This is a genomic window from Micromonospora sp. DT229, from assembly GCF_049844505.1.
Lineage (GTDB): Bacteria > Actinomycetota > Actinomycetes > Mycobacteriales > Micromonosporaceae > Micromonospora.
In genome coordinates this window covers 62,534-79,131 of sequence record NZ_JBNCLD010000025.1, presented here as the reverse complement: position 1 = coordinate 79,131, position 16,598 = coordinate 62,534, and the positions used below count along the sequence as shown (strand labels likewise).

General features: G+C 73.5%; 14 protein-coding genes and 1 pseudogene. 13 read left to right on the top strand and 2 right to left on the bottom strand.

Features of this window, described 5'->3' with window-relative positions; translation table 11 throughout:
- A pseudogene (locus ACLQ2T_RS27080) lies at positions 1 to 916 on the bottom strand (hypothetical protein); the annotation flags it as partial.
- Between the two features lie 132 nt (positions 917 to 1,048).
- On the opposite strand from ACLQ2T_RS27080, the gene ACLQ2T_RS27075 reads away from it, so the two are divergent.
- Both ACLQ2T_RS27075 and ACLQ2T_RS27070 read left to right on the top strand, forming a co-directional pair.
- On the top strand, positions 1,049 to 2,050 hold the full coding sequence (locus ACLQ2T_RS27075) for a Replicase polyprotein 1ab (RefSeq protein WP_425769171.1): 1,002 nt from the start codon (positions 1,049 to 1,051) through the stop codon (positions 2,048 to 2,050).
- Positions 2,047 to 3,066, top strand: a complete 1,020-nt coding sequence (locus ACLQ2T_RS27070; RefSeq protein WP_425769170.1) for an HAD-IIA family hydrolase — start codon at positions 2,047 to 2,049, stop codon at positions 3,064 to 3,066. Before ACLQ2T_RS27075 ends, ACLQ2T_RS27070 begins: the two co-directional genes overlap by 4 nt.
- A gap of 8 nt (positions 3,067 to 3,074) precedes the next feature.
- On the opposite strand, the gene ACLQ2T_RS27065 is transcribed toward ACLQ2T_RS27070, so the two are convergent.
- Positions 3,075 to 3,413, bottom strand: coding sequence for an SCP2 sterol-binding domain-containing protein (locus ACLQ2T_RS27065; RefSeq protein ID WP_425769178.1), 339 nt, complete (start codon positions 3,411 to 3,413; stop codon positions 3,075 to 3,077).
- A 110-nt stretch (positions 3,414 to 3,523) separates the two neighbouring features.
- Between ACLQ2T_RS27065 and ACLQ2T_RS27060 the strand changes: the two genes are divergently transcribed.
- From ACLQ2T_RS27060 to ACLQ2T_RS27010, 11 genes are all read left to right on the top strand, one after another.
- Entirely contained in the window at positions 3,524 to 4,171 is a 648-nt protein-coding gene (locus ACLQ2T_RS27060; RefSeq protein WP_425769169.1) for a phasin family protein, read from the top strand.
- Entirely contained in the window at positions 4,168 to 4,377 is a 210-nt protein-coding gene (locus ACLQ2T_RS27055) for a hypothetical protein (RefSeq protein WP_425769168.1), read from the top strand. Before ACLQ2T_RS27060 ends, ACLQ2T_RS27055 begins: the two co-directional genes overlap by 4 nt.
- A 15-nt stretch (positions 4,378 to 4,392) precedes the next feature.
- The gene (locus tag ACLQ2T_RS27050; protein WP_425769167.1) at positions 4,393 to 5,247 is read left to right on the top strand and encodes a TlyA family RNA methyltransferase; all 855 of its coding nucleotides are present in this window, start codon (positions 4,393 to 4,395) and stop codon (positions 5,245 to 5,247) included.
- Positions 5,248 to 5,332: 85 nt separating this feature from the next.
- Positions 5,333 to 6,217: an NAD kinase gene (locus tag ACLQ2T_RS27045; RefSeq protein WP_425769166.1), complete on the top strand. Its 885-nt coding sequence runs from the start codon at positions 5,333 to 5,335 to the stop codon at positions 6,215 to 6,217.
- A 97-nt stretch (positions 6,218 to 6,314) separates the two neighbouring features.
- Positions 6,315 to 8,072, top strand: coding sequence for a DNA repair protein RecN (gene recN / locus ACLQ2T_RS27040; RefSeq protein ID WP_425769165.1), 1,758 nt, complete (start codon positions 6,315 to 6,317; stop codon positions 8,070 to 8,072).
- 118 nt (positions 8,073 to 8,190) lie between these two features.
- Entirely contained in the window at positions 8,191 to 9,369 is a 1,179-nt protein-coding gene (steA, locus tag ACLQ2T_RS27035; RefSeq protein ID WP_425769164.1) for a putative cytokinetic ring protein SteA, read from the top strand.
- A gap of 27 nt (positions 9,370 to 9,396) precedes the next feature.
- Positions 9,397 to 10,338: a copper transporter gene (locus tag ACLQ2T_RS27030; RefSeq protein WP_425769163.1), complete on the top strand. Its 942-nt coding sequence runs from the start codon at positions 9,397 to 9,399 to the stop codon at positions 10,336 to 10,338.
- Positions 10,339 to 10,422: 84 nt separating this feature from the next.
- Positions 10,423 to 11,289 (top strand): hypothetical protein, encoded by an 867-nt coding sequence (locus ACLQ2T_RS27025; RefSeq protein ID WP_425769162.1) that lies wholly within the window; start codon positions 10,423 to 10,425, stop codon positions 11,287 to 11,289.
- Position 11,290: 1 nt separating this feature from the next.
- Positions 11,291 to 12,949, top strand: coding sequence for a murein biosynthesis integral membrane protein MurJ (gene murJ, locus ACLQ2T_RS27020; RefSeq protein ID WP_425769161.1), 1,659 nt, complete (start codon positions 11,291 to 11,293; stop codon positions 12,947 to 12,949).
- 7 nt (positions 12,950 to 12,956) lie between these two features.
- A complete protein-coding gene (locus ACLQ2T_RS27015; RefSeq protein ID WP_425769160.1) occupies positions 12,957 to 14,090 on the top strand; it encodes a glycosyltransferase family 4 protein in 1,134 nt (377 codons plus the stop codon).
- The gene (locus ACLQ2T_RS27010; RefSeq protein ID WP_425769177.1) at positions 14,090 to 16,471 is read left to right on the top strand and encodes a hypothetical protein; all 2,382 of its coding nucleotides are present in this window, start codon (positions 14,090 to 14,092) and stop codon (positions 16,469 to 16,471) included. Before ACLQ2T_RS27015 ends, ACLQ2T_RS27010 begins: the two co-directional genes overlap by 1 nt.
- Positions 16,472 to 16,598 lie beyond the last annotated feature (127 nt).

The window sequence follows — 16,598 nt, the reverse complement described above, 5'->3', positions numbered from 1 at the left end:
CGGCGGCTTCCGTGGTGGGGATCGCCGTGAAGGTGGCGAGCGTTCCGGCGGCTTCGGCGGCGGGGATCGTCGTGAGGGCGGTGACCGTCCCGGTGGCTTCCGTGGTGGGGATCGCCGTGAAGGTGGCTTCCGTCGCGACAGTGGCGAGCGTTCCGGCGGTTTCCGTGGCGGGGATCGTCGTGAGGGCGGTGACCGCTCCGGTGGTTTCCGTCGCGATGGCGGCGAGCGTTCCGGCGGCTTCGGCGGCGGGGATCGTCCCGGCGGGTTCCGTGGCGGGGATCGCCGTGAGGGCGGGGATCGTCCCGGTGGGTTCCGTGGTGGGGATCGCCGCGAGGGTGGCTTCCGTCGCGACAGCGGCGAGCGTCCCGGCGGGTTCCGTGACGGCGGTGACCGTCGTGACGGCGGCTTCCGTGGTGGGGATCGCCGTGAAGGTGGCGAGCGTTCCGGCGGCTTCGGCGGCGGGGATCGTCGTGAGGGCGGTGACCGTCCCGGTGGCTTCCGTGGTGGGGATCGCCGTGAAGGTGGCTTCCGTCGCGACAGTGGCGAGCGTTCCGGCGGTTTCCGTGGCGGGGATCGTCGTGAGGGCGGTGACCGCTCCGGTGGTTTCCGTCGCGATGGCGGCGAGCGTTCCGGCGGCTTCGGCGGCGGGGATCGTCCCGGTGGTTTCCGTGGCGGGGATCGCCGTGAGAGTGGTGACCGTCCCGGCGGTTTCCGTGGCGGTGACCGTCGTGAGGGTGGTTTCCGTCGCGACAGCGGTGACCGTCCCGGCGGCTTCCGTGAGGGCGGTGACCGTTCCGGTGGTTTCCGTGGCGGGGATCGCCGTGAGGGCGGTGACCGTCCCGGCGGGTTCCGTGACGGCGGGGATCGTCGTGAGGGTGGGTTCCGCGATGACCGCCGGCGCGACGAGAGGTCGCATGCCGGGCGGGACGGGGCGGAGTCGACCGAGGGTACGGCCGCTCCGGAGCTGCCCGAGGAGATTCTCGCGACCGACCTGGACAAGGACGTCCGCGCCGAACTGCTCTCGATCGCCAAGCCGGTCGCGGAGACCGTGGCCCGTCACCTCGTGGCGACCGGGCAGCTGATCGACGAGGACCCGGCACTGGCTCTGGCACATGCCCTGGCCGCGCGCCGCCTGGCGTCGCGGATCTCGGCGGTCCGGGAAGCGGTCGGGCTGGCCGCGTACCACGCCGGCGAGTGGCAGACCGCGATCGCGGAGCTGCGGACGTACCACCGGATGAGTGGTCTGCAGAGTCACCTGGCGGTCATCGCGGACTGTGAGCGGGCCCTGGGGCGGCCGGAGCGGGCGATCGACCTGTTCCGGGGTGCTGACCAGGAGAAGCTGGACCGGGCCGTCGCGATCGAGTTGCTGATCGTGGCCGCTGGTGCCCGTGGCGACCTGGGTCAGCGGGACGCGGCCGTGGCCATGCTCCAGGTACCGGAGTTGACGACCGACACGCCGCAGCCGTGGACGGCGCGGCTGCGGTACGCGTACGCCGACGCTCTGCTGGCCGGTGGACGTCGGGTGGAGGCCCGGGAATGGTTCTCCCGTGCGGCGGAGGTCGACGCCGACGCCGAGACCGACGCGGCTGAGCGGCTGCTCGAACTCGACGGCGTGGTCATCGAGGGTGACGACGAGGACGAGGCGGCCGAGGAACTGGCCGCCGATCCCGGTGCCCCGGGAGCCGTCCCGGCCCAGCCCGATGCCGACCTCTCCGAGGCCGCCGCCGAGTTGGCCGAACCGACCGGTGACGCCGCCGCTGCCGACAGTGCGGCCGGCGACGACACGGCCGGCGACGACACGGACGACAACGACGACGTGACCGTCGAGGCTGCGGGCGACGAGGTGACCGGCGAGGTCGACGCGGTCGAGAACAGCCCGGTCGGCGGGGCCACGGTCAAGGCCGATGAGGTCGAGGCCGACGAGGTCGAGGACCCGGCTGGCGAGGGCACCGACGGGGTGGCACAGCCTGCGGCTGAGGCGGACCCGGTCGACGGTGGCGAGCGGCCCGAGGAGGGCGGCTCCGCGGAGTCGGAGGCACAGCGGCGATGAGCGGTGGCGGGGAACGGCTGGTCGACGGGTACACCCTGGTGGTCTTCGACCTGGACGGGGTGATCTACCTGATCGACCGGCCGATCCCCGGCGCGGTCGAGGCCGTCGTCCGACTGCACGGTGAGGGCCGGGCGGTGGCGTACGCGACGAACAACGCCTCGCGGCGCGCGGCCGAGGTGGCCGAGCTGCTCACCGCGATGGGCGTGCCGGCCCGGCCGGACGAGGTGCTGACCAGCGCGGCTGCCGCCGCCCAACTGTTGGGTGAGCGGCTGCCCGCCGGGGCTTCGGTGCTGGTCGTGGGCGCGGAGGCGCTGCGCGCGGAGGTCACCGCGGTCGGGTTGCGGCCGGTGTCGCGGGCCGAGGACTCGCCGGTGGCCGTGCTCCAGGGCTACGGCCCGCAGGTCGGTTGGGCTGACCTGGCTGAAGCGGCGGTGGCCGTACGGCAGGGTGCGACCTGGATCGCGACCAACACCGACCGGACCCTGCCCAGCGGGCGGGGACCGCTGCCGGGCAACGGCGCGTTGGTGGCCGCGCTGGCCACGGCGCTCGGTCGGGAACCGGACGAGGTGGTGGGCAAGCCCGCGCCGGAGTTGTTCGCCACGGCGGCACGGCGTGCCGGGGAAGGCCGGACGATTGTCGTCGGTGACCGGTTGGACACCGACATCGAGGGCGCCAACCGGGCCGGTCTGGACAGTCTGCTGGTCCTGACCGGTGTCAGTGACGTGCCCGAGTTGCTTGCCGCGCCGCTACATCGGCGGCCCACCCATGTCGCCTGGGATCTGGCCGGGCTCTTCGACCCGGCTGCGGTGGTAGGGGTGCCGGCGCCCGCCGGTGAGCACGGTGGCTGGCAGGTCAGCCTGGGGGCCGAGGGCTGGGAACTGGCCGGCGCGGGCCGCCCTCTGGACGCTCTCGCCGCGCTCTGCGCGGTGGCCTGGGAGCATCAGCCGACCGGGTCACCCCGGTCGGCGTCGCCGGAGGCCGCACAGGCGCTGCGCGAGCTCGGCCTGACCGCCTGAAGCGGTGCTCAGAGCAGCTTGCGCAGCTTCATCAGGTCGAAGGGGTTCGCCTTGATCGACACCCGGCGGTTGGCGACCGCGCGGGTGACGTCGAGTTCGCCGCGGACCAGGGCGACCAGGTCGTCACTGGTCGTACTCATGGCGATTTTGGCCTGGGGGTTGTCGCCGTCGGCCAGGTCGACCAGCCGGCCGTCACTGATCCGGCCGTGGAAGGCGGTCTCCAGGTCGGTGATCCGGCAGGCCAGGGTGCGATCCAGGTCGACCCGATTCCGGACGGCCTCTGCGTTGCGTTCCAGCCGGGTGGCCAGATCCTGCAACGCCTGCCGGCACTCGTCCACCGTGGCCACCATCGCCTCCTCGCACACCAGGTCGTTCCCGGGCACCGTACCGCACGGGACATACCCGGTGGCCCGGTAGCGTGACACCCGAAGACCCGCTGGGTGAAAAGGAGTCAGGCATGCAGGACGCATGGCGCACCTACCTCGAACTGGCCATGGGCTTGACGGAGGCGCCTCGGAAGAAGGCGCAGGACGCGGTGCGTCGGGCGATGGGCTCGACCGGTGCGACCGCCGCTCAGCTCCAGGCGCTGGCCGACGAACTACGCGCGACCGGCGCGGCGAACCGGGAGGCGCTGACCAAGCTGGTGCGGTTCGAGGTCGAGCGGGCGCTCGGCGCGGTGGGACTGGCCAGCGCCGACGAGGTGGCCGAGTTGGAGCGCCGGGTCCTCGAGTTGGAGCGGCAGCTGCGGACGGCCGGCGCATCGACCGGGGCAGCTTCTGCCGGGGGAGGAGCTTCGGTCGGAGGCCCGGGAACGTCCGCCGACGGATCGTCGGTGGGCACGCCCGCTACCGCCGCGGCCGCCCCGCCCGGTAAGGCGGTGGCCAAGAAGGCGGTGGCCAAGAAGGCCGTAGCCAAGCGGGCGGTGGCGGGGAAGAGCACCTCCGAGCAGGTGGCACCCGGCAAGGCGGTGGCTCAGCGGCCGGCCAAGAAGGTCGTGGCCAAGAAGGCGGTCGCCAAGAAGACCGTGGCGAAGAAGACTGTGGCGACGAAGGCCGCTGGCGGTGGGGCCGCCTCGGCACGTCCGGATGCGGACGGCCCGGCGTGAGCGGACCGCTGCCGGGCCCGCGTCCGGGTCCGCCGCCGCGTCGCTGGGCGGCGGAGGAGGCCGACGAGGGCGAGCATCCGGCGGTACGGGCCGCGGTGCAGGCGATGGCCAACGCCGAGGTGCTGGCCCCGGCCGACCAGATCGCGCAGTACGAGGCCGCGTACCAGACGTTGCGGGAAACCCTGGCCACCATCGATCAGGCCTGAGGAGGCCGCTCGTCCATGGCACGTAGAAACCGGTTGGACGCCGAACTCGTCCGCCGTGGCCTGGCCCGTTCCCGGGAGCAGGCGGCCGCTCTGGTGGAGGCCGGCCGCGTCCTGTTGCGGGGGGTGCCGGCGCGTAAGGCCGCCGCGATGGTCGATCCGGCCGATCCGCTGCTGGTCACCGGCGACGATCCCACCTCGGAGTACGTCTCCCGGGGCGGGCACAAATTGGCGGGGGCGCTGGCCGCGTTCACCCCTGCCGGGCTGACCGTGGCCGGTCGACGCTGCCTGGACGCCGGTGCCTCCACCGGGGGGTTCACCGATGTGCTGCTGCGTGCCGGTGCGGCCGAGGTGGTCGCGGTGGACGTCGGCTACGGGCAGCTGGCCTGGTCGCTGCGCACCGACGAGCGGGTACGGGTCTTCGAGCGCACCAACGTGCGGACCCTCACCACGGAGGTGATCGGTGGGCCGGTCGAGTTGACCGTGGCCGACCTGTCCTTCATCTCGCTGCGGCTGGTCATGCCGGCGCTGGCCGGCTGCACCGAGGGGGACCTGGTGCTCATGGTCAAGCCGCAGTTCGAGGTGGGCAAGGAGCGGGTGGGCGCGGGCGGGGTGGTGCGCGATCCGGCGCTTCGGGCCGAGGCGGTGCTCGATGTCGCGGCGGCGGCCATGGGCCACCAGTTGGGTCTGGTGGACGTGGCGGCCAGCCCGCTGCCGGGGCCGAGCGGCAATGTCGAGTTCTTCGTATGGTTACGCCGGGGCGCGCCGCCGGCCGATCCGGAACGGGTCCGTGCGGTGGTCGCCGCTGGGCCGCAGGGGCCGACGATGTCCGGGGAGGTGCCGGGCGCGGCGACGGAGGAGGTCGCAGGGTGAGCGCGAGCAGTGGGCGGCTGACGGCGGGCAGGTGCCGGCCGTACGCCGGCCGGTGGGTCGGCGTGGCGACCGGAGGGTGGAGCCGGTGACCCGGGCCGCTCTGCTGGTCACCCACACCGGCCGTCGGCGCAGTACGGAGCACGCCCGGGCGGTGGCCTGCGATCTGATCGCGGCCGGTTTCCAGGTGCGGGTGGTCGCCGAGGAGGCCGAGGACCTGGACCTGCCCGGGGTGATCCCGGTGAGTGGTCCGCTGGCCGCCGAGGGCGCGGAGATCGTGTTCGCGCTCGGTGGGGACGGGACCTTCCTGCGGGCGGCGGAGCTGGCCCGTCCGGCGAAGGCCCCGCTGCTCGGCATCAACCTGGGCAAGGTCGGGTTCCTGGCCGAGGCGGAGATCGATGACCTGGACAGTGCGGTCAGCGATGTGGTCTCCCGCAGTTACACGGTCGACGAGCGGCTGACCCTCGATGTCACCGCGACCTTCGACGGCGGGCCGACCATCGAGTCCTGGGCGCTCAACGAGATCAGCGTCGAAAAGGGCGAACGGGCCCAGATGCTGGAGCTGATGGTCGATGTGGACGCTCGGCCGCTGTCCCGGTACGGCTGCGACGGAGTGATCTGCGCGACCCCCACCGGCTCGACCGCGTACGCCTTCTCCGGGGGTGGGCCGGTGGTGTGGCCGGAGGTGGAGGCCCTGCTGCTGGTGCCGATCAGCGCCCATGCCCTGTTCAGCCGCCCGCTGGTTACCGCGCCCACCTCGACCATCTCGATCACCGTTGACCCGTACACCACCCTCGCGGTGCTCTCCTGCGACGGTCGGCGCGTCTACGACCTGCCGCCGGGGGCGCGGATCACGGTGCGGCGGGGCGCTCTGCCGGTGCGGGTGGTGCGGCTGCGGGATCGACCGTTCACCGATCGGCTGGTGGCCAAGTTCGACCTGCCGGTGCAGGGCTGGCGCGGTTCCCGTCGCTGATCGACCGGACAGAATCCGTCCGAGTGCGCCGGTCGGGACGCGCCGGGGTCCGCGCCGGCTGGTCAAGTGTCGGGCACCGCGTCTACTGTCGGGTGCTGTGCTGGAAGAGCTGCGCATCACCGGACTGGGCGTCATCGAGGACACCACGCTGCCGTTGACCGGCGGTATGAACGTCATCACCGGGGAGACCGGTGCGGGCAAGACCATGGTGGTGACCGGCCTCGGTCTGCTCTTCGGCGGTCGGGCCGACGCGGGCCGGGTGCGTGCCCAACCGGGTCGGGCGGTCGTGGAGGGGCGGCTGCGGCTGGCCGGCCGGTACGCCGAGACGGTGCACGCGCGCATCAGCGACGCCGGTGGCGAGCCGGACGAGGACGGCTCCCTGCTGTTGAGTCGTACGGTCACGGTCGAGGGCCGGTCGCGGGCCCACCTGGGTGGGCGGGCCATGCCGGTGTCGATGCTCGGTGAGGTCGGCGAGCAGGTGGTGGCCGTGCACGGCCAGTCCGACCAGCTGCGGTTGTTGCGGCCGGCCGAGCAGCGGGCCGCGCTGGACCGGTTCGCCGGGCCGGAGCACGAGAAGCTGCTGGAGGCGACCCGGGAGGCGTACGCGCAGTGGCGGCGGGTGGTCGAGGATCTGGCTGACCGGCGGCGCAACGCCCGGGAGCGTCACCAGGAGTCGGATCTGCTGCGGCTGGGCCTCGACGAGATCACCCGGGTGGATCCGCAGCCGGGTGAGGACGACGAACTGAAGGCGGAGGTGCGGCGGCTGGAGCATGCCGAGGGGCTGCGCGCCGCGGCGCAGCTGGCCCACCTGTGCGTGGCCGGTGGTCTGGAGGCCACCGACGACACCCCGGACGCCTCGACCCTGCTGGGCACCGCCCGCCGGACGTTGGAGGGGCAGGCCGGCACGGATCCGGCCCTCGGTGAGCTGGCGGCCCGGTTGGAGGAGGCGGCCACCCTGGTCGCCGACGTGTCCGTGGAGCTGTCGACCTACCTCGCCGGTCTGGACGCCGATCCGGCCCGGCTGCAGGCGATCTACGAGCGTCGGGCGGCGTTGCGGGCGTTGACCCGCAAGTACGCCGACGACATCGACGGGGTGATCGCCTGGGCGCAGCGGGCCCGTATCCGGTTGTCCGAGTTGGACACCTCGGACGAGTTTCTCGACGAGTTGGACCGGGAGGCCTCCCGGCTGGCCGGTGAGGTGGCCGAGTTGGCCGGGCGGCTGTCGACGTCCCGTCAGGAGGCGGCGCTGCGCTTCGCCGAACAGGTCACGGTCGAGTTGGCCGGGCTGGCCATGCCGCACGCCCGGGTGGAGGTGGCGGTGCTGCCCCGGCCGGCGGGTCGGGCCGAGCCCACCTTGCCGGTCAACGGGGTGGAGGTCGGGGTCGGGCCGGACGGCGGCGACGAGGTCGAGTTGCGGTTGCTGGCACATCCGGGTGCCCCGTCGTTGCCGTTGCAGCGGGGTGCCTCCGGGGGTGAGCTGTCCCGGGTGATGCTCGCCATAGAGGTGGTCTTCGCCGGTTCCGGTGGCCCGCCCACCCTGGTCTTCGACGAGGTCGACGCAGGGGTAGGCGGTCAGGCGGCGGTGGAGATCGGTCGGCGGTTGGCCCGGCTGGCCCGTAGTCACCAGGTGCTCGTGGTGACCCACCTGCCGCAGGTGGCCGCGTTCGCCGACCGGCATCTGGTGGTGGCCAAGGACACCGGGGGTGCGGTGACCACCAGTGGGGTGCGGGTGGTGGAGGACACCGAGCGGGCCCGGGAACTGGCCCGGATGTTGGCGGGTTTGCCGGATTCCGATCTGGGTATCGCTCACGCGGAGGAGTTGCTGGCCGTGGCGGCCAGGGAACGGCGGTCGTGAGACCATCATTGTGAGCGGAGGCACACCGGCCTTCGCCGGTATGTGCTTCCCTGGGTAGGCGGCCCTGCTCAGGCATGTCGCGACAGATTCGCCTGCCTCACATGCCAGGATGGTCACGATGCGTCTACCCACGTTGCGACGGACCCGGAACGCGGAACCGGGACAGATCCTCGGCACCGCGCGCCTGGACCGCCGGACGAAGCGGCTGGTGGGGCGGTTGCGCCCCGGTGACATAGCGGTCATCGACCATGTCGACCTGGATCGGGTCGCGGCCGACTCGTTGGTCGCGGTCGGTGTCGGTGCGGTGATCAACGCCAAGCCCTCGGTCTCCGGTCGGTATCCGAACCTGGGGCCGGAGGTGTTGGTCTCCGCGGGCATCCCGCTGCTCGACGATCTGGGTGAGGGCATCTTCGAGCGCATCCGCGAGGGCGACACCGTGCGGATCGAGGGCAACACGGTCTTCCTGGGTGACGATGCGGTGGCGCACGGCAGCCTGCAGGACGCCGAGAGCGTGGCCAAGGCGATGACGGACGCCCGCGAGGGTCTGTCGGTGCAGTTGGAGGCGTTCGCCGCCAACACCATGGACTACCTCAAGCAGGAGCGTGACCTGCTGCTCGACGGTGTCGGTGTGCCGGAGATCGCCACCGAGGTCCAGGGCCGGCACTGCCTGATCGTGGTCCGGGGTTACGACTACAAGGCCGACCTGGACGTGCTGCGCCCGTACATCCGGGAGTTCAAGCCGGTGCTGATCGGCGTCGACGGTGGTGCCGACGCGCTGGTCGAGGCGGGCTACACCCCGGACATGATCATCGGTGACATGGACTCGGTCACCGATGACGTGTTGCGCTGCGGTGCCGAGGTGATCGTGCACGCCTACCCGGACGGCCGGGCGCCCGGACTGCCCCGGGTCAACGGTTTGGGGGTGCCGGCGGTGACCTTCCCCGCCGCCGCCACCAGCGAGGACCTCGCCATGCTGCTGGCCGACGAGAAGGGCGCCTCGCTGATAGTGGCGGTGGGTACCCACGCCACCCTCGTGGAGTTCCTCGACAAGGGGCGCGGCGGAATGGCCTCGACCTTCCTCACCCGGCTCAAGGTCGGCGGCAAGCTGGTCGACGCCAAGGGCGTCAGCCGGCTCTACCGGCAGGGCATCTCCGGTTCCTCCCTGCTGCTGCTGGTGCTCTCGGCGGTCGCCGCCATGGCATCGGCGGTGGCCGTCTCCACCGTCGGTAAGGCGTACCTGGGCGTGGTCTCCGAGTGGTGGGACAATTTCGTGTTCCAGCTCGGCCAGCTCCTCTAGCCCCCGACCGATCAAGAGGCTGCAAGCGTGATCAACTTTCGCTACCACGTGGTGTCCCTGACCGCGGTCTTCCTGGCCCTGGCGATCGGCCTGGTGGTCGGCACCGCCGCGCTCAACGGTCCGGTGGCCGACTCCCTCAAGGAGCACGTCGACGCGCTGAGCAAGGCCAACCAGCAGATGCGCCAGACGGTCCAGAGCATGGAACGGGAACTGGAGCTGGAGGAGGAGTTCGCCGCCGAGATGGCGCAGATCACCCTGCCGGGCAAGTTGACCGGCAAGAAGGTGCTGCTGCTGACCACCCCGACCGGCCGGGACCACGCCGAGGGGGTGCTGGAGATGCTGCAACTCGCCGGCGCAGACATCACCGGTCGCATCGATCTGCAGGACAAGTTCATCAACCCGGAGAACAACAACAACCTGCTGGAGTTGGCGGTCACCGCGGCACGGCCGACCGGGGCCCCGACGGCCAACCTGCCCGGCAACGGCCACGGGGTGGAGACCTCCAGCGCCCTGTTGGCCACCGTGCTGCTGGATCAGCCGGCCGACGCCGCGCCGGTCACCGAGGCCGACCGGCGGGCCGTGGTGGCCGCGTACAGCAACGCCAACTACCTCAGCGTCGCCGACCGGATCACCGCGGCGGCCGAGGCGGTGGTCCTGGTCAGCGGGTTGCCGTACGTGGACAAGGACTCCGCCAAGAAGGACGAGTCCGTGGTGAAGATCGCCGAGCAGTTCGACCGGACCGGGGGCATCGTGGTGGCCGGCAACGGATCCGCCAACGGCAATCTGGTGGCCTTCGTCCGCGGCGACGCGGTGCTCGCGCAGCGCATCTCGACCATCGACAACGCCAACACCGTGCAGGGGCAGTTGGTCACCACCCTGGCCCTGGTGCAGCAGCTCACCGAGCACAAGGCCGGCCAGTACGGCGTCGGCGACAACGCCGCATCCCTGGTGCCTAGACTGCCCCAGTGAACGCCGGTGCACCCGGTGCCCGGATTCCACCATGTGCGTCGACCGGCGGGGAGGACGTGTGAGCGTGCGGAGCGAGGCGGTGGCGTGACGATCGTCAGGGGACTACTGGTAGCGGGCATCGGGGCGGCTGCCGCCCGGTACGCGTTGCGTCAGGTGCGTACCTCCCCGGCCGGACCCGGGCTGGAGCGGACCAACTTCCGCGGCCGTACGGTGACCCTGGCGGCCGGGCCGGCCCTGGCGGCGGGTGCCAGCGGCGCGGCGGCCTGCGGGGCGGCGAGTGCGCCGGCCGGGGCGGCGACCCTGGTCGCCGGGCTCGGCGCGGGGGCCGTCGGGCTGTACGACGACGTGGTCGGCGCCCGACCGGAGCAGAAGGCGTACAAGGGCTTCGCGGGGCATCTGGCCGCACTCCGGCAGGGTCGGGTCACCGCCGGCTTGGTCAAGATCGTCGGGGTGGGTGCGGCCGGTCTCGGTGCCGCCGCCCTGCTCGCTGCCGACCAGGGGGTGGCCGGGCATCGGGGACGACAGCGGCAGGGCCCGCTGGGCCGGGGCGTCGACGTGCTGCTCGGCGCCGGTGTGATCGCCGGTGCCGCCAACCTGCTCAACCTGCTGGACCTGCGGCCCGGGCGGGCCTTGAAGTCCGGTCTGCTGCTCGGCGCACCCCTGACCGGGGGTCGGCAGGGCGGGATCGCCGCCGGTGCCCTCGGCGCTGCCGGCGGGCTGCTCCCCGCCGACCTGAACGAGGACGTGATGCTCGGCGACAGCGGCGCCAACGCCCTCGGTGCGGTGCTCGGGGTGGCGTTGGCCGCGCGTACCGGACCGGTCGGCCGGGCCGTCCTGCTCGCGGTGCTCACCGGGCTCACCGCCGCCAGCGAGAAGGTCAGCTTCACGAAGGTCATCGCGAGTACGCCGGGACTGCGCGACCTGGACGCGCTGGGCCGTCGCCCCGACTGACGTGACCAGACCGGCACCCCTGGCCGGCGTCGGCCGGGTGGCCTCGGCGGCCGCACTCATCGCCGTACTCACCGTGCTCAGCCGATTGGCCGGGTTCGGGCGTACGGCCGTGTTCACCTGGGTGGTCCAGGACAGCGACCTGGGCGCCATGTACGTGCTGGCCAACGCCGTACCCAACATCATCTTCGAGATCGTCGCCGGTGGGGCGCTGGCCAGTCTGGTCGTACCGCTGCTGGCCGGTGCGGTCGCGGCCGGTGACCGGCAGGCGGTGACGGCCACCACCGGCGCCCTGCTGACCTGGACGGTGACCCTGCTGGTCCCGTTGGCGGTGCTGCTGGCGCTGGCCGCCGGCCCGCTGATCGGCCTGTTGGGGGACAACCGGTCGCCGGAGGAACTCGCCGCCGGGGCCCGGATGCTGCGGGTCTTCGCACCGCAACTACCGCTGTACGGCATCGGCATCGTGCTCACCGGGGTACTCCAGGCGCATCGCCGGTTCGCCTGGCCGGTGATCGCGCCGCTGCTGTCCAGCCTCACGGTGATCGTCGCCTACCTGGTCTTCGTCGGGGTCGCGGGGCCGGGAGCCAGCGTGGCGCAGGCCGGTCGCGGCGCGGAACTGATCCTGTCCGGGGGTACCACCCTCGGGGTGGTGGTGCTGTCCCTGTCGCTGCTGATCCCGATCCGTCGGCTGCGGCTGCGACCCCGTCCGGGGTACACCTTCGCCGCCGACGCCCGGGCCCGGGTGGGTGGGCTGGCCGTGGCCGGGGTGGTGACGGTCACCGCCCAACAGGTCGCCCTGGCGGTGATCCTGTTCCGGATCGCCGGCGGGCTCACCGAGGCACCCCAGGTGTTCAACCTCGCCCAGACCTTCTACCTGCTGCCCTGGGCGGTGCTGGCGGTGCCGCTGGCCACCGCCGCGTACCCCACCCTCGCGGCGGCCTCCGCCGAGAGCGACGAGCAGACCTACCGCGACACCCTGTCGGCCACCCTGCGGGGGGTGCTGCTGCTCAGCTTCCTCGGGGTCGCCGTACTGGTCGGCGCGGCCGGGCCGATCGGGCGGTTCTTCCCGCTCAACGCCGAGGCCACCGCCGCGGCCATCGCCGGGTACGCCCCCGGGCTGCTCGGGTACGGACTGTTCGCGGTGCTCTCCCGGGCCCTGTACGCCCGGGGGGCCACCCGGTCGGCCACCGCCGCGATCACCGCCGGTTGGCTGGCCGTCCCGCTGGTCCTGCTGCCGCTGTCTGCGCTGCTGCCGGTGGCCGACCGGGTGCTCGCGGTGGCGTTGGCCAACTCGGTCGGCATGCTCCTGCTGGGCGGGCTGCTGCTGGTCGCCGTACGACGTGCGGCCGGGTCGGCCGCGCTCGCCGGTGCCGCCCGGGCCGCCGGGGCCGGGCTGCTGGGCGCCACCGCGGGGGCGCTGGCCGCGCTGGGGCTGCTGCGGCTGGTGGCCGACGGGGACGGCACCCCGACGCGGTGGGTGGCCCTGGGGCAGGGCATGCTGTCCGGAGTCTTGGTCGGCGTCGTGTTCCTCGCCGTGGTCTGGTCGGTCGACCGGCGTGACGTGCGTCCGGTGCTGGCCGGGCTGCGCCGACGGCTGCCGGCCCGCCTACGGGATAGGCAGCAGGACGGGAGCCCCCCGGAGCAGGGCGACGGGAAGGAGTGATCAGCCGGTGGCTACGCCTGAGCGGACGGGCACCGTGGTGCTGCTGCTGGCCTCCAGTACCGGTGGAGTCGGTCAACATGTGCGGGCGCTGACCCGCGGGTTGACCGCCGCCGGGCAGTCGGTGCTGGTCTGCGGGCCGGCGGCGACCCAGGACCAGTTCGACTTCGTCGGCGCCGGGGCCCGCTTCGCGGCGGTGGAGATCCCGGCCAGCCCCGCCCCCGGCGACGCCCGGGCGGTGACGGCGCTGCGACGGGTGCTCGCCGCCGAGCAGGTGCGGGTCCTGCACGCGCACGGACTACGCGCCGCCCTGGTGGGGGTGCTCGCCCGACCGCCCGCCCCGCTGGTGGTCACCTGGCACAACGCGGTGCTCGCCGGTGGGCTGCGGGGTGGGCTGTCCCGCCTGGTCGAGCGGATCGTCGCCCGCGGGGCCCGGGTGGTGCTGGGGGCCTCCGCCGATCTGGTCGAGCGGGCGGTGGCGCTCGGGGCCCGGGACGCCCGGCTGGCCCCGGTGGCCGCGCCGGCGCTGCCCGCCCCGCGACGCGGGCGGACCGCCGTACGGGCCGAGTTCGCGGTCGCCGCCGACCAGCCGTTGATCCTCTCGGTCGGCCGGTTGCATCCGCAGAAGCGCTACGACGTGCTGATCGACGCCGCCGCCCGGTGGCGGACCCGGACTCCACCTCCGGCCGTGGTGATCGCCGGTAGTGGACCGGCGTACCTGCCGCTGGCCGCCCGGATCAGTGCCGTCCGGGCCCCGATCACCCTGCTCGGGCACCGTACCGATGTGGCGGACCTGCTGGCCGCGGCGGACCTGGCCGTGGTCACCAGTGGCTGGGAGGCCCGGCAGTTGTTCGCCCAGGAGGCGCTGCGGGCCGGGGTGCCGCTGGTGGCCACCGCGGTGGGTGGGCTGCCGGAGCTGGTCGGCGACGCGGCCGTGCTGGTGCCGCCGGGTGACGTCGACGCGGTCGACGCCGCGGTCCGTGACCTGCTCGACGACGACCGCCGCCGCACCGAGTTGGGGCGGTGCGGTGCGGCCCAGGCGGCTACCTGGCCCACCGAGTCGGACACGGTGGCCCAACTGGTCACCCTCTACACCGAACTGGCCACCCCGGATGCCGACGCCTCGTCGACGGGACGCCGATGATGGTGCGCCGAGCCGCTTCGATCCTGCTCACCCTGGTCGTCGTGGTGATGGGCATCGTCGCCCTGGCCGCCCGGCCGACCACCCCGCCGGCTCGACCCGGCGCCGACTTCGTGGTGCTGGTCGGGGTGGCCGGGTTGCGGTGGGAGGACGTCGACGCCGAACGCACCCCGACCCTGTGGCAGTTGGCCCGCAATGGCTCCATCGGCTCCCTGTCGGTGCGGTCGGCCTACCGGCCCACCTGCCCGCTGGACGGCTGGCTGACCCTGGGGGCGGGCAGCTTCGCCGGGTGGACCAGCGGCCAGCCGGACGGCGAGTGCCCACCGGCCGAGGTGCGGGTGGACCGGCCGGACCGCATCGGGGCGAACCTGCCCGAGCAGGAGGGCGTCGTCGTGCACAACCAGGACCGGCTGCCGTGGGGCACCGTGCCGGGCGCCCTGTCGGAGTCGGTGCGCTGTTCGGTCGCGGTCGGCCCGGGGGCTGCGGTGGCGGCGGCCCGACCCTTCGGCCGGGTCGACCGGTACGAGCCGACCCTGCCGGCGGATCCGGCCGGGCTGCTCAGTTCCTGCGTACTGAGCATCGTCGACCTGGGCACGGTCGCCGGTGCGGACCCGGCCGAACGTGCCGCGGCGGCGCGGGAGGCCGACACCCAACTGGCCCGGGTGCTGGCCGCCCGGCCACCGAACTCCCTGGTGATCGTGGCTGGGGTCGCCGACACCGAACGCCCCTCCCGGCTGCACGTGGCCGTGGCCGACGGCCCGGGTTGGGACAACGGCTGGTTGACCTCGCCGACCACCGGACGTCGGGGCTACCTGCAACTGATCGACCTGGCCCCGACCGCGTTGACGGCGTTGGATCGCCCGATGCCGGACCGGCCCTTCCTCGGCCGACCCGCCGAGTCCGTCGGTGGCCGCCCGGACGACCTGGCCGCCGCGATCACCGAACCGGCCGACGCCGACCGGGAGGCCGCCGCGCAACGGGAGGTCGCCGGGGGGTTCTTCACCCTGCTGGCCGGGGTCCAGGTGGCGTTGGCCGTGGCGGTGCTGCCGCTGCTGCGTCGGGCCCGCCGGCACGCCGGACCGTACGGTCCGAAGCCGGTGTCCCCGCGGGTGGTGGCGGTCGTGGAACTGCTGCTGGTCGCCGCCGCCCTGGCGATGCCGGCGGCCCTGCTGGCCGAGGCCGTGCCCTGGTGGCGCAACACCTACCCGGCGGCCACCTTCGCCGGGTTGACGGCCGCCCTGCTGGCCGCCACGACCTTGCTGGTGCGGCTGGCACCGGGCTACCGCAGCACCCTGGGGCCCCTCGGCGCGGTGGCCGGGCTGACCACCCTGGCGGTCGGCCTGGATGTGGTCACCGGCGCCCGCCTGCAACTCAACGGCGTGATCGGCTACTCCGCGCTGGAGGGGGGCCGCTACGCCGGGCTGGGCACGGTGGGGCTCGGTGTGTTCGTCGCCGCCGCCCTGCTGACCGCCGGTTGGCTGGCCCAACAGGTGCACCGCCGGTGGCGACCTACCGTGATGGTGCTGGTCGGTGGTGCCGCCGTGGTGGTGGTCGGCAGCCCCTATCTGGGTGCCGACTCGATCGGGGCGATCGCCCTGACCGCCGGGGTGAGCGTGGCCGCGGCGGTCAGTGCCGGCGGCTGGTTGACCATGACCCGCCTGGCCTGGGCGGGGATGGCCGGGCTGGCGGTGACCGTCGGTTTCGCGGTGGTGGACCTGGGTCGTCCGCCCGGCGAGCGGGGGAGCCTGGGCCGGTTCCTCGCCGCCCTGGGCGACGGCACCGGCGGGTTGACGGTGCAACGTTCCAGCGCCTCCAGCTTCCAGACCCTGGTCAACAGCCCGCTGACGGTGCTGGCCCTGGTCGGGGCCCTGCTGCTGTGGTTCGCCCTGCTGCGACCCTGGGGCGGGCTGATGCGGTTGTTCGGCATCTACCCGGCGATCCGCGCGGCCATGGCCGGCACCGGGGTGGCGGCCGTGATCGGTGGGGTGTTGGGGGCGGTGGGCCTGGACGTGGCGGGCGCAGCGGCGGCCGTGGTGGTGCCGATGGCGGCGTTGGCGGCGCTGCGGGTGCTCGACCACGCCGCGGACCGGACCCGCCCGGGCACCGACCGCCCACAGGACTCCGGCCCCTCAGGCGCGCCGGCACCCGAAGGCGGCCCGGCACCCGAGGACGGGCCGGCATCTTCGGGGTCGGCAGCCGAGGGCGGCCCGGCAGCCGAGGGTAGGCCGGCCGGGGCGGAAGCGGCCGCCGGCGGGGCGGGTGTCGTGGACCCGGCCGCCGAGGGTGGCGGGGCCGCCACCACGGGCGGCGCGGTGCCGTCGAGTGAGCCCGGAGGCCAGCGCGGCCGGGCGGTACGGTCATCGGCCGAGGTCGCGACCGGGTGAACCGCGACGGCCTACCTCGGGTGCGGCACCGGGGCCGCCCAGGGGAGGTGTTAGCGTGGAATCCCGTGGATCGCGTGATCACTTCGCTGATCGGCTCGGCGGTCTGCACGACCGCAACGGACGACAC

Coding starts and splice junctions, on each gene's coding strand:
- ACLQ2T_RS27070 (WP_425769170.1), top strand. CDS start 2,047: ATGAGCGGTGGCGGGGAACGGCTGGTCGACGGGTACACCCTGGTGGTC.
- ACLQ2T_RS27010 (WP_425769177.1), top strand. CDS start 14,090: ATGGTGCGCCGAGCCGCTTCGATCCTGCTCACCCTGGTCGTCGTGGTG.
- ACLQ2T_RS27050 (WP_425769167.1), top strand. CDS start 4,393: ATGGCACGTAGAAACCGGTTGGACGCCGAACTCGTCCGCCGTGGCCTG.
- steA (WP_425769164.1), top strand. CDS start 8,191: ATGCGTCTACCCACGTTGCGACGGACCCGGAACGCGGAACCGGGACAG.
- ACLQ2T_RS27060 (WP_425769169.1), top strand. CDS start 3,524: ATGCAGGACGCATGGCGCACCTACCTCGAACTGGCCATGGGCTTGACG.